Origin of the sequence: Herbaspirillum rhizosphaerae, from assembly GCF_001189965.1 — a bacterium.
Classification (GTDB): domain Bacteria; phylum Pseudomonadota; class Gammaproteobacteria; order Burkholderiales; family Burkholderiaceae_D; genus Herbaspirillum; species Herbaspirillum rhizosphaerae.
This window is the reverse complement of sequence record NZ_LFLU01000009.1, coordinates 108776-134766: the sequence shown is the minus strand read 5'-3', so window position 1 is coordinate 134766 and position 25991 is coordinate 108776. Positions and strand designations below refer to the sequence as shown.

Sequence of the window (25991 nt, the reverse complement as noted above, 5' to 3'; positions counted from 1 at the left end):
GTCCCCCCCGGCGCACGCCGGGAGCCAATGACGTCAATGCGTCGTTTCAGCTTCATCACGACATTGGACGATGCACGCAAAACGGCGTTGACGTATTTGCAAGCCGTCCTTGAGGCAGGGCTGTAGGAAAACCGGCGCATGTAAATCCGCTTCCGGCCTACAGTCAAACCCGCCCGGGAGGCGGAACATGGGCTCTTGCACGAATCTGCCTGCAGGAGAGCGCCATGAAGACCAGGGACATTCCGGAACAAGCCACCTTCACCGCCTACACCAACGCCGCCGGCGGCTGGGGTTCGGTGCGCGCGCTCGGCTCCATCCTGATGCAGGAGCACGTGGTCGCCAGCGGCACGCGCGCCCTGATGAAGCAGAACAAGCCGGAAGGCTTTGCCTGCGTCAGTTGCTCCTGGGCCAAGCCGGCCGATCCGCATGCCTTCGAGTTTTGCGAGAACGGCGCCAAGGCGACCGCCTGGGAAATCACCGACAAGCGCGCCACGCCGGAATTTTTTGCGCAGCATACCGTCACGGAACTGGAAAGCTGGTCCGATTTCGAACTGGAATCCGCCGGCCGCCTGACTGCGCCGATGCGCTACGACGACGAGAGCGACAAGTATCTGCCGGTCTCATGGGAGCAGGCCTTCAATGACATCGGCTCGGAACTGCGCGCCGCCGATCCCGACAAGGTCGTGTTCTACACCTCCGGCCGCGCCTCGCTGGAGACGTCCTACATGTACGGCCTGATGGCGCGCATGTACGGCACCAACAATCTGCCGGACAGTTCCAACATGTGCCACGAATCGACCTCGGTGGCGCTGCCCAAGACCATCGGCGTGGCGGTCGGCACGGTGGGACTGGATGACTTTGCCGCGACCGACTGCCTCCTCTTCTTCGGCCACAACACCGGCACCAATGCGCCGCGCATGCTGCACTCGCTGGAAGAAGTACGCAAGCGCGGCGTGCCGGTGATCACCTTCAATCCGCTGCGCGAGCGCGGCCTGGTCAGCTTCGTCAATCCGCAGTCGCCGCTGGAAATGCTGACGCCGGCACGCACCGCGATCAGCACGCAATACGTGCAGATCAAGATCGGCGGCGATACGGCGGCGGTCATGGGCATGGCCAAATGGCTGATCGAAAACGACGACGCCGCGCTGGCGGCGCGCCAGCCGCGCCTGCTCGATGCCGGCTTCATCGCCGACCACACCGCCGGCTTCGAGGAATTCGCCGACGCTGCGCGGCAAGCCGATTGGGACGAGATCGAACGGCAATCGGGCGTCTCGCGCGCGCAGCTGGAACAAGCTGCACAGACCTACGCCAACGCGCGCGCCTGCATGCTGATGTACGGCATGGGCGTGACCCAGCATCGCGAAGCGGTGCGCACCATCCACATGCTGACCAATCTGCTGCTCCTGCGCGGCAACATCGGCAAACCCGGCGCCGGCATCTGCCCGATACGCGGCCACTCCAACGTGCAGGGACAACGCACCGTCGGCATCACCGAGAAACCGGAACTGGTGCCGAAAGGAAAACTGCAGCAGCAATACGGCTTCACCGTGCCGGAAAAAAAAGGCCTCAACACCGTCGAGGCCTGCGAAGAAATCATCAACAAGAACATCTCCGCCTTCTTCATGCTAGGCGGGAATTTCGTGCGCGCCATTCCCGACCACGACCGCATGGAACCGGCATGGCGGAAGATTCCGCTGACCGTGCAAGTGATGACGCGTCTGAATCGCAGTTCGGTGATCCACGGCAAGCGATCCTACCTGCTGCCCTGCCTGGGGCGTATCGAGATCGATCAGCAAAGCGGCGGCACGCAGGCGGTCTCGGTGGAAGACAGCACCGGCCGCATGCACGGCTCGCATGGCGTGGTGAAACCGGCATCGGCGCAGTTGCTGTCGGAAGTCGCCATCGTGGCGGAAGTCGCCAAGCGCATCCTGATCCCCAATCCCAAGGTCAACTGGAACGCCTGGACCGCCGACTACGCGCGCGTGCGCAACGCGATTGCCGAGACCTATCCGGACATCTTCCACGACTTCAACGAGCGCATGTGGACGCCGGGCGGTTTCGCTCGTCCGCTGGCGGCGCGCGAGCGCAAATGGAACACGCCCAACGGCAAGGCCAATTTCATCACGCCGGACAGCTTCGACGAAGATCCCGACATGCCGGACGAGCCGGGCACCCTGCGCCTGATGACCACGCGCGGCGACAGCCAGTTCAACACCACGGTATATGGCCTCGACGACCGCTTCCGCGGTGTGCACGGTACGCGCCGCGTGCTGCTGATGAATGCGGCCGACATGGAACGCCTGGCGCTGCAGGACGGTGCCTTCGTCACGGCGCAAACGGTCTGCCACGACGACATCGCGCGCCGCGTGGCGAACCTCCGGGTGCAGACTTACGATATTCCGGCCGGGTGCATCATGGGATATTTTCCGGAGTTGAATCCGCTGATCCCGTTGTCGCATCACGCCAAAGGCAGCAAGGTGCCGGCGGCGAAATCTATCCCGGTGCGGCTGATTCCGCATCGCCTGTAAAAGCTGAGGGCCCCGGCGTGCCGGGAATCTACTGACGCTTCATCACCATCTGCACCGATCCCTGCCCATGGCATTCGAAGGCCAGCGACACATCCGTCAGCAGGCTGGCGGAGCACAGCGTCTGCTGATCCTTCCAGCTCAGCACGCTACCGCTGACCGTGCCGCTGGCGCTGATCGGCACCGTCGGGAAGTTGCCTTCCATGGTGCCGGTGATGGCCGCCTGTCCCGCTGCCGTGGTGGCGAAGCTGAGCGTCCAGCGCTGCGCCGACCCGAAGGAATTATTCCCCGCGCCCGCCCATTGCCCGTCGAACAGTCCCGGACTGAGTTCGCTCTTGACCGGTTTCTTGTCTTGCGGAATCGGCGTGATGGAGACCTGCTTGCAGACCTGGCAGCTGATCTCGGTGATGTTGGCGCGGCTGATCTGCTTGGGTCCCCAGAGATTGTCGGTGCCGGTGTTGCCGCTGACGAGCACATTGAAATACGGCGTGCCGTCGACGTAGTAATTAATCTTGGAACAGGCCGGCGCGGAGGAAGTGAATTTCAGTTCTGCCGCGTAGGAACCGAGCGTGGTGGCTTCCACCGGCTTGACAGCAATCGATGCGGAACAAGCGCCGACCGGTTGCTGGCAGTCGCAGCTGGGATCGGCGGTCGGTGTGGCCGCGGCAGCTGCAGTTTGCGCAGCGGCCTGGGGCAACAAAACAGTCGCGGCGCTGGCGAGAAAAAGTGCAGGAAATAGTTGTTTCATCATCATTGACTCACCTTGTGCTGAAGAACATGGTTAGTGCGTGACCAAGTCCATCTTACACCGGAGCCATACAAGCGACGCTGAGACAATCAGGCGCAGTCACCCGATCAACGCCACGCTCCCCGAGGCCAGCAGCAAACCGGCCACGATGCGGTTGAACCAGACGGCGGGCAAGCAACCGTACAGGCGCTCGCCGACCAGCACGCCGCCGGCGAAGGCCGGGACCAGCAGACAAGTCGAGCCCAGCAACGGCGCGTGCAGTTGCCGGTTGACGGCCAGCAGCATGGCCGCGCCGATAAACAGCACGGCAAAATAACCCAGCAGATTGGCGCGCAAGATCACCGTTTCCGCTCCGCGCGCAGCGGCGCCCGCGGCCATGCCGCTGAAGTAATACACCGCGGGCGGACCGCCCATGCCGCCGAGCGCGGTCATCGCGCCGCTGACCACGCCGGCAGCGATCGTCGACGGCATGCCGCCGTCATGTCGCCAGCGCCAGCCGCGCAGATGCAGAACCGTCATCGCCAGCACCGTGAAACCGATCACGCGATGCAGTTGCGGGTTGCCCGCCGCTTCCATCCAACGCATCGCCAGCGCGGTGCAGATCAGCGCCACCAGCGCCAGCGGCGCAACCGATTTCCATTGCACCAGCGGGCCCCAGCGGCGCACTCCCTGCAGGCAGGTGGCGCAATGCACCAGCACGATCAGCGCGCCGGCTTCGGGCGCCGGCAACAGCAAGCCGAACAAGGGCGCCATCACCATCGCCGCACCGAATCCGGTAACGCCCTTGGCCATGCCGGCGAGCAGGCTGATCAGCGCCAGCGGCAACAGAATGGAAAACGGCATCATGGCGTGGACCACTATCGGATTGAGTTGGCGCAATCATTGCATTGATGAACACGGGCGCATAAGACCAAGCGCAGCAATCGATGGGTCCAGCACAGCAGTGCAACTGTTCGCACAAAAATAGTGCCGCGATACCGAGCCATGCACAGATCGGGAGCAGACAACGTCAGGCCCGGCGTGCAGTTTGCGGGTGACCGGCAAAGGTGAACGATGTCCGCCGCATTCCGATTCGGCACAGGCGAACCTGTGCCGATGTGAACGGCGCTGCAGGCCACCCGCAGGCGGCTGGTCCAATCGAAAGCTCGCCGTGGCACCATGGTCTGGCCCGGATTCTGCGTCAAAGTAGATGTGTTGCGGCGCGCTGTGCCGACAACTGGAACGCATTTCATCGACAAGCATGAGAGGCGTTCTTCCCAACATCACATCTCATCGAGGGGTATCACATGAAAGCATCCGCGTTGTATCGCATGATCGCCAGCGTCAACAATGTGCAACTGAAGAAGTGGGTTCGCAAGTCTGGCCGGCTGCTGGTGTCCGCCGCTCTGTTGAGCGCCGCCGGCGGCACGTTTGCCGCCGACAAGGAAGTGACCATCGCCTTCCAGGACATGATGGTGCCGTGGCGTTACGCGCAGCAGCTGGACGAAGCCGCGAAGGAAACCGGCTACAAGGTCAGCTATCGCAAATTCGGCGGCGGCGGCGACGTCATCCGCGCCATGGCGTCGGGCAATGTGCAGATCGGCGAAGCCGGTTCCAGCCCGGTGGCCGCAGGCCTGAGCCAGGGCTTGCCGATTCAGCTGTTCTGGATTCTCGATAACATCAATGACGCCGAAGCGATGGTTGCGCGCAACGGTTCGGGCGTGACCAGCGTGGCGCAGCTCAAGGGCAAGCGCCTGGGCGTGCCGTTCGTCTCGACCAGCCATTTCCACGCGCTGCTGGCGATCAAGAAAGCCGGCCTGTCGCCGAGCGACGTCAAGGTGCTCAACATGCGTCCGCCTGAAATTGCGGCAGCCTGGGAACGCGGCGACATCGATGCGGCCTTCGTCTGGAATCCGGTGCTGGCGAAAATTTCCGCCAGCGGCAAGGCCATCACCAGCTCCGGCAAGATCGCCGCCGACACCGGCATCGCGACCTTTGACGGCTTCGTGGTCAACAGCGAATGGGCGCAGGGCAACCAGGCTTTCATGATGACGTTCGTCAAGATCCTCGCCAAATACGATGCCATGTATCGCGCCCATCCCGAGCAATGGACCGGCAGCACGCCGCAGGGCAAGGCGGTAGCGGCCATCAGCGGCGGCGAACCGGGCGAAGTGGCGGCGGCGCTGGCGCTGTATCAGTTCCCGACCCCGGCCGAACAGGCTTCGGTGAAGTGGCTGTCCGGCGGCAAGAACGCCGGCGCGGTGAAATCGCTGCAGGCGACCGCCGATTTCCTCAAGGAACAGAAGACGCTGCAAAGCACGCTGCCTGACTACTCGGTGGGTGTGACCGACCAGTACGTCAAGGCGCTCGCCAAGTAAATCCAGGCACCTTCATTCACGGAGACCGACCATGCTGGAAATCAACAATGTGTCCATCGAGTACGCCGCCCGCAAAGGACCGCCCAGTCTCGCGCTGGACAATGTGTCGCTGTCGATTGCGGCGGGCGAGTTCGTGGTGGCGCTGGGCGCGTCGGGCTGCGGCAAGACCACGCTGCTCAACACCATCGCCGGCTTCATTCCCGCCACGCGCGGCGAAGTGCTGCTCAACGGCGCCCCGGTCGAAGGGCCGGGGTATGAGCGCGGCGTGGTGTTTCAGAAGCATGCGCTGATGCCGTGGATGAATGTGGTGGAAAACGTCGAGTTCGGTCTGCGCCTGCGCAAGATGCCGCTGCATGAGCGCCGCCGCATCGGACTCGAATGCCTGAACAAGGTCGGCCTGCTGTCGTCGGCCTACAAGCAGGTGTACGAATTGTCCGGCGGCATGCAGCAGCGCGTCGGCGTGGCGCGCGCGATTGCGTCGTCGCCGTCGGTGATGTTGCTGGACGAACCGCTGGGCGCGCTCGACGCCTTCACCCGCGAGTCGATCCAGGAGCTGCTGCTCAACCTGTGGGACGAGGCCAAGGGCGTGTTCTTCTTCATCACCCACGATGTCGAAGAGGCGCTGTTCCTCGCCACCCGGCTGATCATCATGGCGCCGCATCCGGGCCGCGTGGTGCACGAGATGGAATTGCCCTTCGCGCGCCGCTATCTGGAAACCCGCGACGCCCGCGCCACCAAGGCCAGCCCCGATTTCATCGCGGCGCGCGAACGCGTGCTGACGCTGGTGCACGAAACGTCATCGGGAGGATTCCACTGATGCCTTCCTCTTCTCCAACCTCGTCCCTCATCGGCACACCCATCGCGGAGCTGACCATGCCTGTCGACACCACCACCGTCAAGCAGGCCACGCCTGCGCCGCTGTCCAATGCGGCGCGCCGCAAACGCGCCCGCAGCTACGGCGCGCTCGGCCAGGGCAGCACCTGGGTCATCAGCAGCGTCACCGTCGTCGTGCTGCTGGGACTGTGGTGGCTGGCGACGACCATGCATTGGATCAAGCCGCTGTTCCTGCCGTCGCCGGCGTCGACCTTCAAGGCTTTCGTCAGCGCCCTGCAGGGGCAGACGCAAGGCGACACGCCGCTGGCCCAGCATGTGCTGATCAGCATCACGCGCGTGATGTCGGCATTCCTGCTGGCGGTGGTGACTGCAGTGCCGGTCGGCATCGCCATGGGCACTTCGCGCATCGCCCGCGGCATCGCCGATCCGCTCATCGAGTTCTATCGGCCGCTGCCGCCGCTGGCGTATTTGCCTCTGATCGTGATCTGGCTCGGCATCGATGAAAGCGCCAAGGTCACGCTGATCTACCTGGCCTGCTTTGCACCGCTGGCGATGGCCTCCAAAGCCGGCGTGCGCTCGGTGGCGGTAGAACAGATCAACGCCGCGCGCTCGCTGGGCGCCAGCAACTGGCAGGTGATCCGGCTGGTGGTCTTGCCGGCGGCCCTGCCGGAAATCCTGACCGGCATGCGCATCGCGATCGGCTTCGGCTGGACCACGCTGGTGGCCGCCGAGATGGTTGCCGCCACGGCCGGCATCGGCCAGATGGTGCTCAATGCGTCCAACTTCCTGCGCACCGATGTCGTGATCATGGGCATCGTCGTGATCGGTTTGCTGGCCTACGGCATCGACGTCCTGATGCGCAAGATGGAAGTGCGGCTGATTCCGTGGAAGGGCAAGATGTAAGCGCTCCCCGGCGCATTACTATTGTTTCTATCGTTTCAATTGGCACGAAAGATGCAGGTGTCACCTGCATCTTGTCTTTGGAGAAGCATGTGCGCATCAGCGACGCTCATCAGGTGATGTGGCATCAGATTTTCCCCGAGCCGGACCGGCGCGGCAGCACGCTGCAAAGCCAGCTGCGCGTGTGCTTCGTCGACGCCGTGCTGGACGGCCGGCTGATGGCGGGCATGCGCCTGCCGTCCAGCCGCGAGCTGGCCGACATGCTGTCGATCTCGCGCAATACCGTGGTGCTGGTCTACGAAAAGCTGGCCGAAGACGGCTATCTGGAAAACCGTCCGCGCAACGGCTACTACGTCAGCGATCAGTACCTGCGCCAGGTGCGCGATGCCAGCGCGGCCAAACCCGTCCTGCAGGAGCGCGACAGCCATCGCGTCGACTGGCGCGCGCGCATGAGCGCCCTGCCGGACGCGATGAAGTGGCTGGACAAACCCAGCGACTGGCAACGCTATCGCTATCCCTTTCTCTACGGCCAGTTCGACCCCAGCCTGTTTCCGATTGCCGACTGGCGCGAATGCAGCCGCCAGGCGCTGGACGTCAGCGCCATCCGCGGCTGGGCGCCGGACGCCATCGACCACGACAACGCCTCGCTGGTCGATCAGCTGATCCGGCGCGTGCTGCCGCGACGCGGCATCGCCGCCAAGCGCGAAGAAGTCTTGCTGACGGTGGGCGCGCAACAGGCGCTGTACCTGGTCGGCGAACTGCTGGTGCCGCCCGGCTCCACCGTCGCGGTGGAAGATCCCGGCTACATGGATGCCCGCAACATCTTCCTGCGGCGCGGCGCCCGGCTGCAAGGGCTGGGCCTGGACCGCGACGGCGTGCTGCCCGATGCGGCCGTGCTGGCGTCGTCGCAGACCGTGTATTGCACGCCCAGCCACCAGTGCCCGACCGGCATCACGCTCAACACCGAACGGCGGCTGGCCTTGCTGGCCTGGGCGCGCGAGCATGACGGCATCCTGATCGAAGACGACTACGACGCCGAGATGCAATACGTCGGCAAACCTTCGCCCGCCCTCAAGGCCATCGATCACGACCAGCGCGTGATCTACATCGGCAGCCTGTCGAAGACCTTGTCGCCCGGCTTGCGCATCGGTTATATCGTGGCGCCGGCGGAAGTGATCATGCAACTGCGCGTGCTGCGCCGCCTGATGATCCGCCACCCGGCCACCAACAATCAGCTGGCGGCGGCGCTGTTCATCTCGCACGGCCATTACGACCGTTTCCTGCACGTCATGCGCGAAGAGCTGGCCAGGCGCGCCTCGATTCTGATCGAAGCGGTGCGCCGGCATCTGCCGGAGATGCAGTTCGTCGCGCCGGACGGCGGTTCGGCGCTGTGGGGAACGTTTGCGGAAGAGGTCGACACGCGCCTGCTGCGCCAGGCGGCGTCCGAACATGGGATTCTGATCGAATCGGGCGAGGCGTTTTTCCTCTCGCCGCAGGGGCAGTTCAATTGCGTGCGCCTGGGCTTTTCATCGATCCCGGCCGACCGCATCGAGGCCGGCATCCGGGAGCTGGCATTGCTGGCGGCGCCGCTGCTGCGCCGGCGTGCCGTCAGCACCTAGACGAAAAGCGATTCAGAGAATTTCGTCGCGCAGCCAGTACCAGCGATACAGCATGCTTTGCCCGAAACGGCGGAACGGCGCCGCCCACTCGCCCTGATCGGGAAACGGCAGCGGACTGTCGTAGATCGGCAAGTCCATGCTGCTGTCGCGCACACCCGCCACGCGTTCGGCCATGCGCCGCCCCGCATGCGCGGAAAACGACACGCCGTTGCCACCGTAACCGAGGGCATAAAAAACCTGCTGCTGCGGATCCGGCTGCACCACGCGCGGCATCATGTCGTGGCTGACATCGACCCAGCCCCACCAGGAATAATCGATCTGGATACCGGCCAGCGCCGGGAATTTGCGCGCCAGGCCTTCGACCAGCAAACGGTAATGGGTCTGTTTGTCAGCTTCTGCGCCGGCGATGGCGCTGCGGCTGCCAATCTGCACGCGGTTATCGGGCAGCAGGCGGTAATAGAAGCGCAAGGTCCGCGTATCGGTGATGGCCTGGTGCGTCAGGAAATTGGTGGCCTTGAGTTCTTCCGACGTCAGCGGACGCGTGACGATGGAATTCGACAGCACCGGGAAAAGGCGATTTTTCAGCAGCGGCGTCAGCCCCGGGATGCCATAGGCGCCGGTCGCAATGGCGACGGCGCGGGCGCGCACGATGCCGCCGGGCGTGCGCAGATGATGCACGCCGTTTTTGGTTTCCCAACCGATGACGGGACTCGACGGATGCACGCGCGCGCCGAGTGCGCGCGCCTTTTTCAGATAGCCGAAAGCCAGCTTGAGCGGATGCACGCAGATGCCTTCCGCCTCATGCATGGCCCCGGCCGCCTCCTGGTCGCCGCACCAGTCGCGCCGCACTTCCTCGCTGCTGAGGATGCGCGTGTCGTAACCGAACTGCTCGCGCATGACGCGCGCTTCATTCTCCAGGAAAGCCATCTTCTTGGGACGATGTGCAATGTAGAGATGCCCGCCCGGCTGCGGATCGCAATCGATCTGCGCCACCAGATTCTTGAAGGTGTCGAAGCCGTAGCGAATTTCTTCATCCAGGCGCAGGGCCGTCTTCAGGCCCCAGCGTTCTATCCATTGCGAACGATACAGGCGGCCGCTGGCGTTTTGCCCCTGGCCGCCGTTGCGGCTGGTGCAGCCCCAGGCGACCTGGTTGGCTTCCAGCACGGTGGCGCGGATGCCATGCTCCTGCGCCAGGAACAAGGCCGTCGCCAGCCCGGTGAAGCCGGAGCCGATGATCACCACGTCGGCATCGACGTCGCCGCTGACAGGACCGTCGTGCTGCGGCGGCTCGCCGGCGGTGGCGACCCAATAGGTCGGCGCATAGTCGCTATTGCGGCCGATGCCGGCCGACACCAGCGGATCGAAATGCCGGTCGTAGGGTTGCGGTGGCACCTGGGCGAAAGCGGAGTAGGGGCTATTCATGGCGGATCCTGTGGACCTGGCGAAAGGAGGAGAATCAATCAGACGGAGGCCGGCAGACGCGGACGGTCTTTGCGGAACACGTTCTTTTCGAGGATCTTGCCGTCGCGGAACGTGAACAGATCGACGCCGTCGGATTCCGAGCGCGTGCCGTCAGCGGCGGTGCCGGTAAAGGTCCATTCGGAGACGCCGCGTTCGCCGCTGACCCAGTGGCGGCCGTTGCGCCATTGCGCGTCCGGGAAGTTGGCCCAGGCGGCGGCAAAAGCCTTGCCGACGGCGGCGTGGCCGACATGGCGCGTGCCGCAGGTTTCCGGCCCGGCGGCGGTGAGGAAGACGCAGTCTTCGTGCATGAAACTCATCAGCGCCGGCAAATCATGGCGGTTCCAGGCATCCGAAAATGCTTGCAGCATCTCGGGGCCAACGCCGACGCCAGCCGCGCCGGAAGAAGGGAAAACGGACAAAGAAGAGGATGAATCCTGCATGAACGGCTCCTGGACTGACTGCATTGGCAAAGCGGACGCACTGTGCGTCGGGACGATGGATACAGCCTAAAGGAGCGCTGGACCTATCCATAGAGCCAGGGACATGTTTTGATCAGGCCAGCAAATTGCAGGGGCAAGGATGAAACGCTGACGGCATGCTGGCAAAAAGCTGACGTGAGTGTGACGAAATTGTCATGCGTTCGTCATGTTGGCGTTGAGCATCGTGGCGCACACTGTGTTCCACGATGGACGCAGCCCCCTTTTTAACGCTTCCTCTTTAGCCATGCCGTCTGCATGGCTGACTGCGACCATCGTCTGATATCTGGAGAACTACCATGCGTAAATTTCACATCGCCTTAGCCACTCTCACCGTCCTGACACTGGGCAGCGCCGCCAGCGCCTTCGCCGAAGCACCGTATCCGGTCGACCAGCCGTTCACCTCGACCGTCACACGCGCACAGGTCAAGCAAGAGCTGATCCAGGCCGAACGCCAGGGTCTGCTGTCGGAAGGCGAGAACTATCCTGTCATCTCGCAAGCGCCGTCATCGCTGAGCCGCCAGAGCGTTGAGCGTCAATTGCAGACGGCACAGCACGGCGACACGGTGTATTCCGGCGCCTGAACCCGCGGACTGCAAGACGTCGCGACACCGCTGAACAAGGGAAGCAAGTTGTTGTAGCGGAAACCATGTCGATGGACATGCACGCCGGACGGGGGGATGGCAGGCATGTTCATGTAGCATGAAAAAAGGCAGACCGGCTTTCGCCGGTCTGCCTTTTTTGTCTGGCGGATCTGCCGGCTTGCGCAGGCAGATCCGTTTTGCTTTTTACTTCAACGCCAGCCGATTACTTGACTGCGCTCAGCGCCGCATTGAAGGTCTCGCTAGGACGCATGACTTCGCTGACCTTCTTCGGGTCGGCCAGGAAGTAGCCGCCGATGTCGACCGGGTTGCCTTGCACCGCCTTGAGTTCTGCAGTGATCTTGGCTTCGTTCTCGGTCAGCGTCTTGGCCAGCGGTGCGAACTTGGCGGCCAGTTCGGCGTCGTCATTTTGTGCTGCCAGTTCTTGCGCCCAGTACATGGCCAGGTAGAAATGGCTGCCGCGGTTGTCCAGCTCGCCGGTCTTCGGCGATGGCGACTTGTTGTTGTCCAGCAGCTTGCCGGTGGCATCGTCCAGCGCCTTGGCCAGGATTTGCGCCTTCTTGTTGCCGGTCTTGATGCCCATGTCTTCCAGCGACACGGCCAGCGCCAGGAATTCACCCAGCGAGTCCCAGCGCAGATGGTTTTCTTCCACCAGTTGCTTGACGTGCTTCGGCGCCGAACCGCCCGCGCCGGTTTCGTACATGCCGCCGCCGGCCATCAGCGGAACGATCGACAGCATCTTGGCGCTGGTGCCCAGTTCCATGATCGGGAACAAGTCGGTCAGGTAATCGCGCAGGATGTTGCCGGTCACCGAAATAGTATCCAGGCCGCGGATCACGCGTTCCAGCGTGTAACGCATGGCGCGCACTTGCGACATGATCTGGATGTCCAGGCCCTTGGTGTCGTGATCCTTCAGGTAAGTCTCGACCTTCTTGATCAGTTCTGCTTCGTGCGGACGGTACGGATCGAGCCAGAACACGGCCGGCATGCCGGAGTTGCGGGCGCGGGTGACGGCCAGCTTGACCCAGTCGCGGATCGGGTCGTCCTTGACCTGGCACATGCGCCAGATGTCGCCTTGCTCGACGTTTTGCGTCAGCAGCACTTCGCCTGTCGCCAGGTCGACGATGTTGGCGACGCCGTCTTCGGCGATTTCGAAGGTCTTGTCGTGCGAACCGTATTCTTCCGCCTTTTGCGCCATCAGGCCGACGTTAGGCACGGTGCCCATGGTGGTCGGATCGAAGTTGCCGTTGGTTTTGCAGAAGTTGATGACTTCCTGATAGATACGGGCGAAGGTGCTTTCCGGGATCACTGCCTTGGTGTCTTGCGGCTTGCCGTTGGCGTCCCACATCTTGCCGCCGATACGGATCATGGCCGGCATCGATGCATCGACGATCACGTCGTTCGGTGCGTGCAGGTTGGAGATGCCCTTGGCCGAATCGACCATCGCCAGCGACGGACGGTGTTCGTGACAGGCGTGCAGGTCGCGGATGATTTCTTCCTTCTTCGACGAAGGCAGGGTTTCGATCTTTTCGTACAGGTTGACCAGGCCGTTGTTGACGTTCACGCCCAGTTCGTCGAACAGCTTGCCGTGCTTGGCGAACGCTTCCTTGTAGAAAATCTTGACGGCGTGGCCGAACACGATCGGGTGCGACACCTTCATCATGGTCGCCTTGACGTGCAGCGACAGCATGACGCCGGTCTTGCGCGCATCTTCAAATTGCGTTTCGTAGAAATCGCACAGCGCCTTCTTGCTCATGAACATGCTGTCGATGATTTCGCCGGCCTTCAGGGCAACCTTCGCCTTCAGGACGGTGGTCTTGCCGCTCTTGCCGATCAGTTCCATCTTGACGTCGCGCGCGGCGCCGATGGTCATGGATTTTTCGCCATGGTAGAAGTCGCCGTGGGTCATGTGCGCAACGTGCGAGCGCGATGCCATGCTCCATTCGCCCATGCTGTGCGGGTGCTTGCGTGCGAAGCGCTTGATCGATGCCGGCGCGCGACGGTCGGAGTTGCCTTCGCGCAGGACCGGGTTGACGGCGCTGCCGAGCACTTTGGAGTAGCTCTTCAGGATTTCTTTTTCTTCGTCGGTCTTTGGATCTTCCGGTACATCCGGAATCGCAAAACCGCGCGATTGCAGTTCACGCACGGCGGCTTGCAGCTGCGGCACCGAGGCGCTGATGTTCGGCAGCTTGATGATGTTGGCGCTTGGATCTTGCGTCAGCTTGCCCAGCGCGCCCAGGTTGTCCGGGACCCGCTGTTCAGGTGTCAGACGGTCCGGGAATTCGGCCAGAATACGCGTCGCCACCGAGATATCGCTTTCCACGACATCGACGCCCACCGGTGCGGTGAAGGTCCGGATGATCGGCAGGAGGGAGTACGTCGCCAGCAGCGGCGCCTCGTCAGTAAGCGTATAGATGATGGTGGATTTATCTGTGGTCATGATGACGTCCTTGCTGTTGATGTGTCGGTATGCTTCTCTGTTGTTTATCCAGTGCAGCCCATAAAGCTGCCGGCAAAAACCCGCTGGCGAGGTTTTGCCGGCAGCTTTTATTGCCAAGGCCTGATTGTATCGGCGCTTCCTGTCGCCAATCTTCATTGCGCGCTGAAACAGTCTGAGGAGAGTGTTTCAAAGAAGAAATTATTGCCATATGAGAAAGTTTGTTCCGCAAAACCGCAGGTTTTGGGGCTTTCTTCCCGGCGCACAACACAAAATCAGCCAGTAGTTTACATCGAAGCCGCTCTGAATGCCTTGAGAATTGGATTTTTGGAGCGGGACAGGCCTTTGCCGGAAAACGGCGCCCGCCGCGGCTGCGGCGACACCGATGAAAAAATGGCAATTTTGCTGCAACGACAAGGACGGCGAATGCGTCCCGGAAGCTCAATTCCTGAGCAGATCCACGCCCAGCGCCCGGAAATCCTGCGGCGCCACGCCATAGGCGCGGCGAAACGCGCGCGTGAAGTCCGACGGACTGCCGAACGACCAGCCGTAGGCGATTTCCATGATGCTTACATGCGATGCGGTGACCAGCTCTGCGGCCGCTTCCCGCAGGCGGCGGTTGCGGATGTAGGTGCCGATGCCGCCTTCATGCTCGAACATGCGGTACAGGGTCGGCCGCGGAATCGGGAAGGCGCGCAGGATGGTTTCCGTCGTCAGTTCGCCGTCGCGCAGGTTGATCTCGATGAAGTCGCGGATCTGGTTGCGGGTCGCCGTCTGTATGGCGGCATGCGCGCCGGCGCTGCGGCGCGATTGCTTTTTGAAGGCCGCCAGGATCAGTCCGGCGCACACGCGGATGGATTGTTCCGCTTCTTCCTGCTGCATCGTCGGCAAGCCGTGGCACAGGCTGGTCACGCGGTCGAGGACCAGGCGCGTCAGCGGCGTGGTGTAGCCGACCACCTGGCCGTGCAGCGATTCGGCATCGGGGATTTCTTCCTCCACCATGGCGCGCGGCAGGAAAAACGCCAGCACCCGCGACCAGGTCGGCCGCACCATGTGCATGGACTGCCCCATGTCGAGCGCCAGGATGCCCGGCACGAACTGCGCCGACTTGCGTTCCTTCACGGTGCCGGTGGCGGTTTCCATGATGCCTTCCACGGCGACGTGGAAAACGTAGTCGCGCACGCTGTCGCGCGAGATGCGGGCATTGGTGCGGGACTGCGACAAGGCGTCGGTGCGGCTGTCGAGGTAAATCATGTCGCTCAGGACATAGGTATCGATCTCACCCCTGAAACCGAATTCGCGCTGGGTCCGCGACACGGGAAAATCGAGGATGCGGCCGACATAGTCGCCCCAGGCCGGCGCCTGCAAAGAACGGCTTTCTCCGGCCACGGTGAAATGCTGATGGATGACGTGCGGCATCGACGCCTGCAACCCGGCGTCAGGCGCAGGAAATGCGTAGCGCTGCTCCTGGTTGGCGATGAGCCGGCTGACGGCAGCGGAATAGCCTCTGCTCATGATCTGCAGATTTTCCGGTGGGTAATACGGTGAAGTAAGTCAGCAGCCACGATCGTTCCAGATTGATTGACTTCGAAAGCGCGTCTTCAGTCATCGATGCCGTGCCGGCAAGATTCCACGAAGAAACAAAACAGGCGCAAGCGCTCAATCGCTACTGTAAACAATTGCTGCAGACTCACAAAGCCTGAAAAGAACTGTTTTCCAAAGGCAATTCCCGCGGGGACGCTCGATGCAGGCCAATTGCAGGCAAGGCCGACATCAAGTCTCGCCCATCCGCCGGCTCAGATCCGCAAATGCTGGCTCATGTGATCGATGAATACGCGCAACTTGGGCGATGCATAACGGCTCGCCGGCCACAATATCCAGAAGGTCACCGTGCGGTCGAGATAGTCGTCCAGCACCGTGCGCAGCAAACCCTGGTCGAGCGCATCGCGCACCAGGAAGGCCGGCAGGAAAGCAATGCCGCGCCCCTGCAGCACCGAATACGCCAGCGGCTCGATGGTGTTGACGGTGATGGTTTCGGGCAGCACCAGCTCGGGATCGCTTGCTTCGCGGCGCAGCGGCCAGCGCTCCAGCTTGCCGGTGGCGGGAAAGCGATGCTGCAGGCAGGCGTGCTTGGCCAGTTCGTTCGGATGCGTGGGCGTACCGTGCTGCTTGAGATAGCCGGGCGTAGCCACCAGCACATGCGGACAAGCGCCCAGGCGGCGCGCCACCAGCCGCGAATCGGTCTGCTCGCCGGTGCGGATCACGATGTCGAAGCCCTCTTCCACCACGTCCACCATGCGGTCCGACATGTCGATGTCGAGATCGATGTCGGGATAGCGCGCCATGAAGCTGTCGAAGATCGGCATCAGCAGATTGACCAGTTGCGGCGCGCCCACCCGCAAGCGTCCGCGCGGATTGCCGGCGGCATCCGACAACTCGGCCTCGGCCGCATCGACCTCGCTGAGGATGCGGCGGCAGCGTTCGAGGAACAGCGCGCCCTCCGCCGTCAGCGTGATGCTGCGCGTGCTGCGATGGAACAGCCGCACGCGCAGCCGCTCTTCCATGCGCGCGATGCTCTTGCCCACCGCCGAGGACGACACACCGAGAATGCGGCCTGCTTCCGTAAAGCTGCGCGTCTCCGCGACCTGCACAAACATTGAGATGCCGTTGAGACTGTCCATGATCCGGTTCCGAGGTGAGTGATACGTCCTGTTGTGGGATGTGCCGTGGGGAAATCAAGCAAGCGATTCAAGAACTATTGTCCGATATGTTGAGAAATCAGGGCTATTTTTCTTAAGTGCCGGGACGCCTATATTGCCTACACCGCACTTGCATTTGAATCCTGCACTGCGTTTTGCAGACATTCCAACAACTTATCCAACTTACCCGTGAGCAAAACCATGTCCCAACTCTCAACACTCCACACCGCCGTCAACGTCGGTCCTTATGAAATTGCCCACCGCGTCGTGCTGGCGCCGCTGACCCGCATGCGCGCCGAAGCCGGCGCCATTCCCGGCCCGCTGATGGCGGAGTATTACGCACAACGCACTTCGGCGGGCGGTCTGCTGATCGGCGAAGCCACCATCGCCGCCGCCAACGGCAACGGCTATCTCGGCGCACCCGGCCTGTACGACGACAGCCAGATCGCCGGCTGGAAGCTGGTCACCGACGCCGTCCACGCCAAGGGCGGCCGCATCTTCCTGCAGCTGTACCACGCCGGCCGCCAATCCAACAGCCAGCTGCAACCAGGCGGCGCACAACCGGTCGCGCCCTCGGCGGTGGAACACGGCGGCGTCGCCTACACCGAAGCCGGCTGGATTCCCAACACCCCGGCGCGCGCGCTGACGATTGCAGAAATCAAAGACCTGGTCGAAAGCTTCCGCACCGCAGCCGAACGCGGCGTGCAAGCCGGCTTCGACGGCGTGGAAATCCACGGCGCCAACGGCTACCTGTTCGACCAGTTTTTGCAGGACGGCAGCAACAAGCGCACCGACATGTATGGCGGTTCGTTTGAAAACCGCAGCCGCTTCCTGCTGGACGTGACGCGCGCGCTGATCTCGGTCTGGGGCAGCAAGCGCGTGGCCGTGCGCCTCGGCCCGAGCGGCACCTGGGGCGACATGTCGGACAGCAATCCGGAAGCCCTGTTTACCTACGTGGCGCAACAGCTCTCGGCGCTCGACCTGGCCTATCTGCATCTGATCGAACCGCGCGTGCTGGGCAACGTCGACGACGACAGCAAGGACCCGGCTCCGGTTGCCGCCCAACTCATGCGCAAACATTACAAAGGCCTCATCATTGCGGCCGGCGGCTTCAAGGGCGATAGCGCGGAAGCGATCCTGCAGGCCGGCGACGCCGACCTGGTGGCGTTCGGCCGCGACTTCATCGCCAATCCTGACCTGCCTGAGCGCCTGCGCAACGGTTGGGCCTTAAACCCGTATGATCGTCCTACTTTCTTCGGCGGCACCGAGGTCGGCTACACCGACTATCCGTTCCACGCGCGCCGCGAAGACAACGCAGGCGCTGCATTGGCGGCATAAGTACGGCGGGCACGGGCAGGATGTCTGATGCAGCGTGCCCCGTTCTTTTTTACTTTTCGGAGAATCTGACATGGCAGACGGCAACAACACTTTCCTGATCGACGGCACGACGCCGGTGCAACGCCTCGGCTTCGGCGCCATGCGCATCACCGGCCCCGGCATCTGGGGCGAACCGGAAGACCGCGCCGAAGCGATCCGCACGCTGCGCCGCCTGCCCGACCTCGGCGTCAATTTCATCGACACCGCCGACTCCTACGGCCCGAACGTATCGGAAGACCTGATCCGCACCGCACTGCATCCCTACGGCGGCATCCTGGTCGCGACCAAGGCCGGACTGGTGCGCACCGGCCCCGATCGCTGGGTGCCGCTGGGCCGCCCCGAATACCTTATCCAGCAGGCCCACACCAGCCTGCGCCGGTTGGGTGTGGAGCAGATCGGCCTGTGGCAATTGCATCGCATCGATCCGCGCGTACCGGCCGATGAACAGTTCGGCGCGGTGCGGCAACTGATCGACGACGGCGTGATCCGTCATGCAGGCCTGAGCGAAGTCAGCGTGGCCGACATCGAAGCGGCCTCGCGCCACTTCAAGGTAGCGACCGTGCAGAATTGCTACAACCTCGCCGACCGCAGCAGCGAAGACGTGCTCGACTATTGCACGCAACACGGCATCGGCTTCATCCCCTGGTATCCGCTGGCCGGCGGCGATCTGCTGCAGAGCGCGCTGTCGTCGACGCTGGCAAGCATCGCGACGCGTCACGAGGCCACGCCGGTGCAGATCGCATTGGCCTGGCTGCTCAAGCGCAGTCCGGTGATGTTGCCGATTCCCGGCACATCGAAAGTCAGACACCTGGAACAAAACGTCGCCGCAGCACGCATCTGCCTGAGCGAGCAAGAGTTCAGCGAACTCGACGCCGCCGGCCGGGCGTAACCATGACTTGAAATGACATGCTGCCGGAGGCGGCATCCCTGATCGAGAGAACGTGATGACAACAACTTCTTCCACCGGCGCGGTTTCCGCAAGCTCGTCCTTCCTGCCGCTGTTCTGGCTGGCGCTCGGCACCTTTGCGGTCGGCACCGAGAGCTTCATGATCGCCGGCCTGTTGCCGGACATGGCGGCCGACCTGCAAGTCAGCGTGGTCGCCGCCGGCCAGCTGGTGACCGTGTTTGCGCTGGCGTATGCGCTGAGTTCGCCGGTGCTGACCGCACTCACCGGCGCCATCAATCGCCGCCGCCTGATGATCGCGGCGATGGTGATGTTCACGCTGGCCAACCTGATGGCGGGCACCGCCACCAATTACTGGTGGCTGATGGCGGCGCGCATTTTGCTGGCCGCCTCCGCCGGCATCTTCGTCCCCGGCGCCAATGCACTGGCCGGCGCCACCGTGACGCCGGAACGCCGCGGCACCGCGCTGGCCATCGTCAACGGCGGCATCTCGATCGCCGTCGCCTTCGGCGTGCCGCTGGGCGCACTGATCGGCGCGCACCTCGGCTGGCGCATGACCTTCTTCGGCGTGGCGATGCTGTCGGCGCTGGCGACCGCCGGCCTGATCTTCGGCCTGCCGCGCGGCATCGGCGCCAATCTCCCCGTCGCCAGCCTGCGTGAACGCATCGCCACGGCGCGCCGTCCGATCATCCTGATGAGCTTGCTGGTGACCACCTTGTGGGCCATGGGCGCTTACACCGTCTACACCTATCTCGCCTTGCTGGTGTCGCACGCCACCACGCTGCGCGGCGCCGAAATCGGCTACGTGCTGTTCATGTGGGGCGCTGCCGCCGCCATCGGCGTGGCCATCGGCGGCAAGGCCGTCGACCGTCTCGGCCCGCGCCCGGTGATCCTGCCCAGCCTCGCCATCATGGCGCTGGCGTTCGCGCTGCTATCGGCCACCGCCTACTGGCTCTCGCCCGTGCATGCACTGCTGCCGCTGCTGATCGGCGTGGTGGCATGGGGACTGGCGCACTGGTCGTTCTTCCCGGCGCAGCAAGCCAGCCTGATCGGCATCGCCGGCCTCAAGGGAACGCCGATCGTGCTGTCGCTCAACGCCTCCTTCATGTATCTGGGATTTTCACTCGGCGCAGCGCTGGGTGCGCTGACCCTGAGCGTGTTCTCGGTCTCGGATCTCGGTTGGGTGGCGGCCGCGTGTGAAGCCGGCGCACTGGCGCTGACGCTGGCAGTCAACAATGTGTCTGCGCGATGCGTGAAACCATCGCTGGCTTGACGCGAATTAGTAACCGCTGCCGCGATCCACCAGATTGCGCAGCGGTTCGCCTTGTTGCAGGCGGCGGATGTTTTCTTCGATCTGGTCGAGCACGCTGTCGTAGCTGGCGGCAGCCGCGATATGCGGCGTGACGATAACGTTGGACATGGACCAGAACGGGCTCTCGACCGGCAAGGGTTCTTTTTCAAACACGTCGAGAATGGCGCCGCGCAAGTGGCCGTTTTCCAGCATGGCCTGTACCTCGGCCGATACCAGATGGCCGCCGCGGCCGACGTGGATCAGCGCCGCGCCGGCAGGCAATGCCGTCAGCGTGGCGCGGTTGAGGATGCCTTGCGTTTGCGCCGTCAGCGGCAACAGGCAGACCAGAATGTCAGTGCCGCCGAGGAAGTCCCAGAACTGCGGGTCGGACAAGGATTCGCCATGAAAACTCTGCATGCCGTCCACCGTTTTTTCCTGGCGCGACCAGCCGCGCACCTTGAATCCCATCCGCAGCAATTCGCCGGCGACATGCGCGCCGAGCTGCCCCACGCCCATGATGCCGACGCTGCACGACGACGCAGCGGCAGGCGGTGTTCGATTCCAGATCATGTTGCGCTGGTTGGCGAGAGCACGGTCCAGGTCGCGGTGGTAGTAGAGCACGCCCCAGATGATGAATTCCGTCATGGCGACGGTGAGGTCGGGCGCGACCACGCGGCACAAGGGCAGCGCCGGCAGGTGTGGATCGCACAGGATATTGTCGACGCCGGCCGCGATCGCGTGGATCAGGCGCAAACGCGGATACGCCGCCAGCGCGCCGGGCGGCGGCGCCCAGCAGACGGCGACCTCGGCTTCTTCTGCACCGGCGTCGCCGGGCAGCAAGACCTCGATGTCACCGGTACGCTCGCGCGCCAGCACCGCAATTTTCGGAACGTCGGAACTGACGCCGAGGAAGACGACCTTGGTCATAAGTAAAAGATCAACAGAGGATCATTGGCGATAGTCGGGCTGGTCGTTTTCGATCAGGCGCAATGCCGCCTGCCATGCCAGATCCATGATGCCGCCGGCATTGTCGCCGGCAAACTGTTGCGCTGTGCGCAGGCGCACCGCTTCCGGCGGCAAGCGCAGCGCCTGTCCGCCCGACAATGCGGCGACCTGTGCCTGGCAGGCGCGTTCGAGGAAATAGATTTCGTGGAAGGCTTCCGCCGCGCTCGAACCTGCCGCCAGCAAACCGTGATTGCGCAGGATCATCGCCTTGTTGTTGCCGAGGTTGGTGACCAGCCGCTCGCGCTCGGCCAGGTCGAGCGCGATGCCCTCGTAGTCGTGATAGCCGAGCTTGCCGTAGAACTTCATTGCATGCTGGCTGATCGGCAGCAAACCCTGTTCCTGCGCCGCCACGGCGATGCCGGCCGAGGTGTGCGTGTGGATCACGAAATGCAGATCGGGCCGCGCATGATGCACCGCCGAATGGATCGTGAAACCGGCGGCGTTGACACGCTGCCCGGCGGGTGCGCCGTTGCCGGTTCTGAGTTCGCGCCCGGCGTAATCGACCTTGACCAAATCCGAGGCGCGCATCTCGTGGAACAGCACGCCGTAGCGGTTGATCAGGAACTGATCTTCATGCCCCGGCAGACGCGCCGAGATATGCGTGTCGATCATGTCGGTCATGCGGAAATGCGCCGCCAGCCGGTACAGCGCCGCCAGTTCGCAGCGGGTGTTCCATTCGGCGTCGTCACCGGCGGCAGCAACATCAGTCATGGCTTACTTCCCCTGGTTCACGGCCACCGGCATGCTCGACGATTGCAGCTTGTATTTCGCCAGCAGCTTGTCGTAGGTGCCGTTGCGCTGCAGGTTTTGCAGTGCGCCCAGTACGGCTGCGCGCAGCGCCGGTTCGGTCTTGGAGACCGGGATGCCGGTCTCTTGCTGGAACAGCGGCTGGCCGAGCAGGACGTAGGTGTTGGCTTCCATGGTCTGGAAGTACGGCAGGGTCTCGCTGCCCTGCACCGCGACGTCGATGCGGCCGGTCTTCAATTGCGTGCGCGCATCGACCGAACCTTCGGTGCCGATCACGGTGATGGCGGCCTTGCCTTTGGCGACGCAGTTGTCGTTGCTCCAGGCGGCGATCTGCACCGGCCAGTTGGTGTTGCGGCTGGCGCCGACCTTGGCGCCGCAGACGTCGGCGATGCCTTTGATTTTGGCGGCATTGGCTTGCAGCGTGAAGAACTGCGGACCGGTCTTCATGTAGTCGATGAAGTCGGCGACCTTCTGGCGCTCCGCCGTGTCGCTGATGGCGACCATGGCGATGTCGACGCGGCCGGTGGCCAGCGAGCTGAAGACCTGAGCGAAGGCGGTTTCCTGATATTCGACCTTGAGGCCGAGTTCCTTGGCGATGGCTTCGCCGAGTTCGATGTCGAGACCCATCAGTTGGCCGGTTTCGGGATTCTTGTAGGCGATCGGCGGATAGTTGGCCTGTGTGGCGATGACCAGCTTGCCGGCCTTCTTGATGCGATCAGGCAGGTCGGCGGCGTGTGCCGAGAATGCGCCCATGGCCGTGATGGCGGTGACTGCCAGCGCGATGTTTGTCGAAAGACGGTTGAACAGTTTCACTTGATTCCCCTTGTTAAAAACATCAGCTCAAAATCGCTGCAATAAATTCCCTGGTGCGCGCATGCTGCGGACGCGTCAGGACTTCGGCCGGCGTACCGCATTCCAGCACCTGTCCCTGGTCCATGAAGACCACGCGGTCCGACACTTCGCGCGCAAAACCGAGTTCGTGCGTGACCACGATCATGGTCATGCCGGACAGCGCGAGATCCTTCATCACGCCGAGCACTTCGCCCACCAGTTCCGGATCGAGCGCCGAGGTCGGCTCGTCGAACAGCATCAGTTTGGGCCGCATCGCCAGCGCACGCGCAATCGCCACGCGCTGCTGCTGGCCGCCCGACAATTCGCCGGGATAGGCGCCCGACTTGCCGGCCAGGCCGACGCGTTCGAGCAAGGCTTCGGCTTCGTCGCGCACTTCGGCGCGCTTGCGCTGCTGCACCACCACCGGGCCTTCCATGATGTTTTGCAAGGCGGTCATGTGACCGAACAAATTGAAGCGCTGGAACACCATGCCGCTGGCCAGGCGCTGACGTGCAATCTCGCTGTCGCTCAGTTCGCGCAACTCGTTTCCCTTGCGCCGATAGCCGCACAGTTCGCCGCCCAGCCAGATGGCGCCGCCGTCGGTGCGTTCCAGCTGGTTGATACAGCGCAGGAAGGTGCTCTTGCCGGAACCGGACGGGCCGACGATGCACATCACTTCGCCGCTGGCGACTTCCATCGAAATGCCCTTGAGGGCGTGATAGCTGCCGTAATATTTCTGGACGTCGTGCGCGACCACCATAGGCATGGCGGCTTGCGTTTGCGGGACGGCGCTCATGGTTGCGCTCCTTCGATGACGGCGACATGCGCCGCTTTCGGTTTTGCAGTCTTTGCCGCCTTGCGCTGATTGCGCGCAAACGCTTTCTCCAGGAAATGCTGGCCGATGGAAAACACCGTCACCACCGCCAGGTACCAGACCGTCGCCACGATCAGCAGCTCGATCACGCGCGCGTTGGCGAAGTAGATGGTCTGGGCGTTGTGCAGGATTTCCGAAAACTGGATCACGCTGGCGACCGAAGTCAGCTTGACCATGCTGATGACTTCGTTGCCGATGGGCGGAATGATCACACGCATCGATTGCGGCAGGATGATCCGGCGCAGCGCGGTCAGGCGCGTCATGCCGATGGCCTTGGCGGCTTCGGTCTGGCCGTTGTCGACCGACAGGATGCCGCCGCGCACCACCTCGGCGGTGTAGGCGCCCTGCCCGATGCCCAGGCCCAGCAGGCTGGCGATGAAGGGTGTGATCAGGTCCACCGTGCGCGCTTCAAACAGGCCGGGAATGCCCATCGTCGGGAACACCAGCGCCAGGTTGAACCACAGCAGCATCTGCAGCAGCAGCGGCGTGCCGCGGAAGAACCAGATGTAGAACCCGGCGATGGCCTTGAGCATGGGATTGGGCGACATCACCATCACGGCGAAGATCACGCCCAGCACGATGCCGATGGTCATCGCATAAATCGTCATCAGGATGGTGTTGAGCAGCCCGTGCATGATGACCTTGGCGGTCATGAACTGGGCGACGATTTTCCATTCGATCTGGCCGTGTGCGAAGGCATTGACGATGAAGGCGAACGCCAGCAGGATCAGCGCCGCCGACAGCCAGCGGCCGTAGAAACGGCGCGGCACGATCTTCAGGTGATCGATGGCGAAAGGCGAAGTTGGCGAAGAGGATGGCATCGTCATGAGGCACCTGCAGCGGAAGATTCCAAAGAACCCGTCGGCCCGGCTTCATTGCCGCACCATACGCGCTGGCCGGCCACGGTCTGTTGCAGGCGCTGCAATTGCGCCGCGACTTGCGCCGGCGCGGTACCGCCGTAGCCGCTGCGGGCGTTGACGGCGGCTTCCGGCGTGAGCACGCTGCGCACTTCCGGTAACAGGTAGGGGCTGATGGCGCTCATTTCGGCGTCGCTCAGTTCGTGCAGTTCGACCTGCTTGTCTTCACACAGCTTGACCATCGCGCCGGTGATTTCATGCGCGGCGGAAAACGGCACGCCGCGGCGCGCCAGCCAGTCGGCCACTTCGGTCGCCAACGTGAAGCCCTGCGTGGCGTCGTGGCGCAGCTTCGCCGTATTGACGCGCATGGTGCGAATCATCCCGGCCATTGCCGGCAAGACCTTGTGCAGCACATCGACCGCTTCGAAGGCGGCGAACTTGTCTTCCGCCAGGTCGCGGTTGTAGGAAAAAGGCAGCCCCTTCAGCGCTACCAGCATGGTGGTCAGCATGCCGATCAGGCGTGCGGAGCGGCCGCGCGTGAGTTCGGCGATATCGGGGTTTTTCTTCTGCGGCATGATCGAGCTGCCGGTGGAAAAGCTGTCGTCCAGATCGACCCACTGAAACTGGCGCGACGCCCACAGCGTGATTTCTTCCGACAGGCGCGACAGATGCACGCCCAGCATGGAGGCGACGAACAGGAATTCGGCGACGTGGTCGCGGCTGCCGACGGCGTCGATGGAGTTTTCGCACGGCGCGTCGTAGCCGAGATCGGCGGCCGACAACTCGGCCTGCAAGGCGATCGCCGAACCGGCCATGGCGGCGGCGCCCAGCGGCGAGCGTGCGCTGCGGCGATCCCAGTCGATGAAGCGCGACATGTCGCGGCTGAAGGTCTGGGCATGCGCCAGCAACTGATGCGCAAACACGATGGGCTGCGCCGCCTGCAAATGCGTGAAGCCCGGCGCCAGCGTTTGCAAATGCTGGCCGGCCTGGCCCATCAGTGCGTCTTGCAGATCCAGCAGCAGGTCGCCGATGGCGCGGCTCTCGGCGCGCAGGTAGAGCTTGAGATTGTTGGCCGCCTGGTCGTTGCGCGAACGGCCCGCGCGCAGCTTGGCGCCGGTGTCGCCGAGGGCGGCCACCAGGATGCGCTCCATGAAGGTGTGCACGTCTTCGTCGGCGGGCGACGGCGTGATCTCGCCGCGCGCGAAGGCGGCGCCGAGTTCGCCGAGCTTGCCGACGATGGCCTTGCATTCGTCTTCTGTCAGCAGCTTGGCGCGCAGCAATTCGCGCGCGTGCGCCTGCGACGACACGATGTCGAACTGCGTCAGCCGGAAATGCGCCATGCCGCCGCGCGACAGGTTCATCAGGGCCTCGTCAGGGGCGGAGCGGAAACGCGCGCCCCACAACCGGGTTTCACTCATGGAATGCCATCCTTGGATTTCGTTTTAAC

22 protein-coding genes are annotated in these 25991 nt (G+C 63.4%); 9 read left to right on the top strand and 13 right to left on the bottom strand.

All coding sequences use genetic code 11. From position 1 onward, the window contains the following. Nucleotides 1-224 precede the first annotated feature (224 nt). A complete protein-coding gene (locus tag AKL25_RS14160; protein WP_050478332.1) occupies nt 225-2528 on the top strand; it encodes an FdhF/YdeP family oxidoreductase in 2304 nt (767 codons plus the stop codon). Between the two features lie 28 nt (nt 2529-2556). On the opposite strand, the gene AKL25_RS14155 is transcribed toward AKL25_RS14160, so the two are convergent. Together AKL25_RS14155 and AKL25_RS14150 are read right to left on the bottom strand one after the other, a co-directional pair. Further along, a complete protein-coding gene (locus AKL25_RS14155) occupies nt 2557-3279 on the bottom strand; it encodes a hypothetical protein (RefSeq protein WP_240475745.1) in 723 nt (240 codons plus the stop codon). Nucleotides 3280-3372: 93 nt separating this feature from the next. Beyond that, on the bottom strand, nt 3373-4152 hold the full coding sequence (locus tag AKL25_RS14150) for a sulfite exporter TauE/SafE family protein (protein ID WP_050478331.1): 780 nt from the start codon (nt 4150-4152) through the stop codon (nt 3373-3375). A gap of 431 nt (nt 4153-4583) precedes the next feature. On the opposite strand from AKL25_RS14150, the gene tauA reads away from it, so the two are divergent. The 4 genes from tauA to pdxR all read left to right on the top strand — a co-directional run bounded on the left by tauA (nt 4584) and on the right by pdxR (nt 8983). Then, nucleotides 4584-5630 carry a taurine ABC transporter substrate-binding protein gene (gene tauA, locus AKL25_RS14145; RefSeq protein ID WP_050478396.1) on the top strand — a complete coding sequence of 349 codons (1047 nt, stop codon included), beginning with the start codon at nt 4584-4586 and terminating at the stop codon, nt 5628-5630. A 31-nt stretch (nt 5631-5661) separates the two neighbouring features. Continuing rightward, nucleotides 5662-6447: a taurine ABC transporter ATP-binding protein gene (locus tag AKL25_RS14140; RefSeq protein ID WP_050478330.1), complete on the top strand. Its 786-nt coding sequence runs from the start codon at nt 5662-5664 to the stop codon at nt 6445-6447. A gap of 56 nt (nt 6448-6503) precedes the next feature. Then, entirely contained in the window at nt 6504-7367 is an 864-nt protein-coding gene (locus AKL25_RS14135; RefSeq protein ID WP_050478329.1) for an ABC transporter permease subunit, read from the top strand. 89 nt (nt 7368-7456) lie between these two features. Beyond that, nucleotides 7457-8983 carry a MocR-like pyridoxine biosynthesis transcription factor PdxR gene (gene pdxR, locus AKL25_RS14130; RefSeq protein WP_083444715.1) on the top strand — a complete coding sequence of 509 codons (1527 nt, stop codon included), beginning with the start codon at nt 7457-7459 and terminating at the stop codon, nt 8981-8983. A gap of 12 nt (nt 8984-8995) precedes the next feature. Here the strand turns inward: pdxR and AKL25_RS14125 are convergent, their stop codons facing one another. Continuing rightward, the gene (locus AKL25_RS14125; protein WP_050478328.1) at nt 8996-10405 is read right to left on the bottom strand and encodes an NAD(P)/FAD-dependent oxidoreductase; all 1410 of its coding nucleotides are present in this window, start codon (nt 10403-10405) and stop codon (nt 8996-8998) included. A gap of 38 nt (nt 10406-10443) precedes the next feature. Beyond that, nucleotides 10444-10812: a nuclear transport factor 2 family protein gene (locus AKL25_RS14120; RefSeq protein ID WP_240475750.1), complete on the bottom strand. Its 369-nt coding sequence runs from the start codon at nt 10810-10812 to the stop codon at nt 10444-10446. Nucleotides 10813-11219: 407 nt separating this feature from the next. Here AKL25_RS14120 and AKL25_RS14115 point away from each other — a divergent pair, with 407 nt between their 5' ends. After that, a complete protein-coding gene (locus AKL25_RS14115) occupies nt 11220-11504 on the top strand; it encodes a DUF4148 domain-containing protein (protein ID WP_050478327.1) in 285 nt (94 codons plus the stop codon). Nucleotides 11505-11727: 223 nt separating this feature from the next. Here the strand turns inward: AKL25_RS14115 and AKL25_RS14110 are convergent, their stop codons facing one another. The 3 genes from AKL25_RS14110 to AKL25_RS14100 form a co-directional block, all read right to left on the bottom strand. Then, nucleotides 11728-13962: an NADP-dependent isocitrate dehydrogenase gene (locus AKL25_RS14110; RefSeq protein WP_050478393.1), complete on the bottom strand. Its 2235-nt coding sequence runs from the start codon at nt 13960-13962 to the stop codon at nt 11728-11730. A gap of 438 nt (nt 13963-14400) precedes the next feature. Then, a complete protein-coding gene (locus AKL25_RS14105) occupies nt 14401-15474 on the bottom strand; it encodes a helix-turn-helix domain-containing protein (RefSeq protein ID WP_050478326.1) in 1074 nt (357 codons plus the stop codon). A gap of 281 nt (nt 15475-15755) precedes the next feature. Continuing rightward, nucleotides 15756-16640 carry a LysR family transcriptional regulator gene (locus tag AKL25_RS14100; RefSeq protein ID WP_050478325.1) on the bottom strand — a complete coding sequence of 295 codons (885 nt, stop codon included), beginning with the start codon at nt 16638-16640 and terminating at the stop codon, nt 15756-15758. A 219-nt stretch (nt 16641-16859) separates the two neighbouring features. Between AKL25_RS14100 and AKL25_RS14095 the strand changes: the two genes are divergently transcribed. The 3 genes from AKL25_RS14095 (at nt 16860) to AKL25_RS14085 (ending at nt 20212) form a co-directional block, all read left to right on the top strand. After that, a complete protein-coding gene (locus AKL25_RS14095; RefSeq protein WP_050478324.1) occupies nt 16860-17996 on the top strand; it encodes an alkene reductase in 1137 nt (378 codons plus the stop codon). A gap of 70 nt (nt 17997-18066) precedes the next feature. Next, entirely contained in the window at nt 18067-18924 is an 858-nt protein-coding gene (locus AKL25_RS14090) for an aldo/keto reductase (RefSeq protein ID WP_050478323.1), read from the top strand. Between the two features lie 55 nt (nt 18925-18979). Next, a complete protein-coding gene (locus AKL25_RS14085; RefSeq protein WP_050478322.1) occupies nt 18980-20212 on the top strand; it encodes an MFS transporter in 1233 nt (410 codons plus the stop codon). Between the two features lie 6 nt (nt 20213-20218). Here AKL25_RS14085 and AKL25_RS14080 read toward each other — a convergent pair whose 3' ends face one another. Genes AKL25_RS14080 through argH form a run of 6 tightly spaced genes read right to left on the bottom strand, consistent with a single transcriptional unit; the run spans nt 20219 to nt 25962 of the window. Then, a complete protein-coding gene (locus AKL25_RS14080; protein ID WP_050478321.1) occupies nt 20219-21157 on the bottom strand; it encodes a 2-hydroxyacid dehydrogenase in 939 nt (312 codons plus the stop codon). A 21-nt stretch (nt 21158-21178) separates the two neighbouring features. Beyond that, the gene (locus AKL25_RS14075; RefSeq protein WP_050478320.1) at nt 21179-21946 is read right to left on the bottom strand and encodes a class II aldolase/adducin family protein; all 768 of its coding nucleotides are present in this window, start codon (nt 21944-21946) and stop codon (nt 21179-21181) included. Between the two features lie 3 nt (nt 21947-21949). Beyond that, nucleotides 21950-22795, bottom strand: a complete 846-nt coding sequence (locus AKL25_RS14070; RefSeq protein ID WP_083444713.1) for an ABC transporter substrate-binding protein — start codon at nt 22793-22795, stop codon at nt 21950-21952. A 22-nt stretch (nt 22796-22817) separates the two neighbouring features. After that, on the bottom strand, nt 22818-23609 hold the full coding sequence (locus AKL25_RS14065; RefSeq protein WP_050478319.1) for an amino acid ABC transporter ATP-binding protein: 792 nt from the start codon (nt 23607-23609) through the stop codon (nt 22818-22820). Further along, on the bottom strand, nt 23606-24514 hold the full coding sequence (locus AKL25_RS14060; RefSeq protein WP_050478318.1) for an amino acid ABC transporter permease: 909 nt from the start codon (nt 24512-24514) through the stop codon (nt 23606-23608). Before AKL25_RS14060 ends, AKL25_RS14065 begins: the two co-directional genes overlap by 4 nt. After that, nucleotides 24511-25962, bottom strand: a complete 1452-nt coding sequence (gene argH, locus AKL25_RS14055) for an argininosuccinate lyase (RefSeq protein WP_050478317.1) — start codon at nt 25960-25962, stop codon at nt 24511-24513. Before argH ends, AKL25_RS14060 begins: the two co-directional genes overlap by 4 nt. Nucleotides 25963-25991: the final 29 nt, after the last annotated feature.

Excerpts from the sequence above, each read along its gene's own strand:
- AKL25_RS14160 (WP_050478332.1), top strand. The coding sequence starts at position 225 with ATGAAGACCAGGGACATTCCGGAACAAGCCACCTTCACCGCCTACACC.
- AKL25_RS14155 (WP_240475745.1), bottom strand. The coding sequence starts at position 3,279 with ATGATGATGAAACAACTATTTCCTGCACTTTTTCTCGCCAGCGCCGCG.
- tauA (WP_050478396.1), top strand. The coding sequence starts at position 4,584 with ATGATCGCCAGCGTCAACAATGTGCAACTGAAGAAGTGGGTTCGCAAG.
- AKL25_RS14140 (WP_050478330.1), top strand. The coding sequence starts at position 5,662 with ATGCTGGAAATCAACAATGTGTCCATCGAGTACGCCGCCCGCAAAGGA.
- AKL25_RS14135 (WP_050478329.1), top strand. The coding sequence starts at position 6,504 with ATGCCTGTCGACACCACCACCGTCAAGCAGGCCACGCCTGCGCCGCTG.
- AKL25_RS14125 (WP_050478328.1), bottom strand. The coding sequence starts at position 10,405 with ATGAATAGCCCCTACTCCGCTTTCGCCCAGGTGCCACCGCAACCCTAC.
- AKL25_RS14120 (WP_240475750.1), bottom strand. The coding sequence starts at position 10,812 with ATGCTGCAAGCATTTTCGGATGCCTGGAACCGCCATGATTTGCCGGCG.
- AKL25_RS14115 (WP_050478327.1), top strand. The coding sequence starts at position 11,220 with ATGCGTAAATTTCACATCGCCTTAGCCACTCTCACCGTCCTGACACTG.
- AKL25_RS14110 (WP_050478393.1), bottom strand. The coding sequence starts at position 13,962 with ATGACCACAGATAAATCCACCATCATCTATACGCTTACTGACGAGGCG.
- AKL25_RS14105 (WP_050478326.1), bottom strand. The coding sequence starts at position 15,474 with ATGAGCAGAGGCTATTCCGCTGCCGTCAGCCGGCTCATCGCCAACCAG.
- AKL25_RS14100 (WP_050478325.1), bottom strand. The coding sequence starts at position 16,640 with ATGGACAGTCTCAACGGCATCTCAATGTTTGTGCAGGTCGCGGAGACG.
- AKL25_RS14095 (WP_050478324.1), top strand. The coding sequence starts at position 16,860 with ATGTCCCAACTCTCAACACTCCACACCGCCGTCAACGTCGGTCCTTAT.
- AKL25_RS14090 (WP_050478323.1), top strand. The coding sequence starts at position 18,067 with ATGGCAGACGGCAACAACACTTTCCTGATCGACGGCACGACGCCGGTG.
- AKL25_RS14085 (WP_050478322.1), top strand. The coding sequence starts at position 18,980 with ATGACAACAACTTCTTCCACCGGCGCGGTTTCCGCAAGCTCGTCCTTC.
- AKL25_RS14080 (WP_050478321.1), bottom strand. The coding sequence starts at position 21,157 with ATGACCAAGGTCGTCTTCCTCGGCGTCAGTTCCGACGTTCCGAAAATT.
- AKL25_RS14075 (WP_050478320.1), bottom strand. The coding sequence starts at position 21,946 with ATGACTGATGTTGCTGCCGCCGGTGACGACGCCGAATGGAACACCCGC.
- AKL25_RS14065 (WP_050478319.1), bottom strand. The coding sequence starts at position 23,609 with ATGAGCGCCGTCCCGCAAACGCAAGCCGCCATGCCTATGGTGGTCGCG.
- AKL25_RS14060 (WP_050478318.1), bottom strand. The coding sequence starts at position 24,514 with ATGACGATGCCATCCTCTTCGCCAACTTCGCCTTTCGCCATCGATCAC.
- argH (WP_050478317.1), bottom strand. The coding sequence starts at position 25,962 with ATGAGTGAAACCCGGTTGTGGGGCGCGCGTTTCCGCTCCGCCCCTGAC.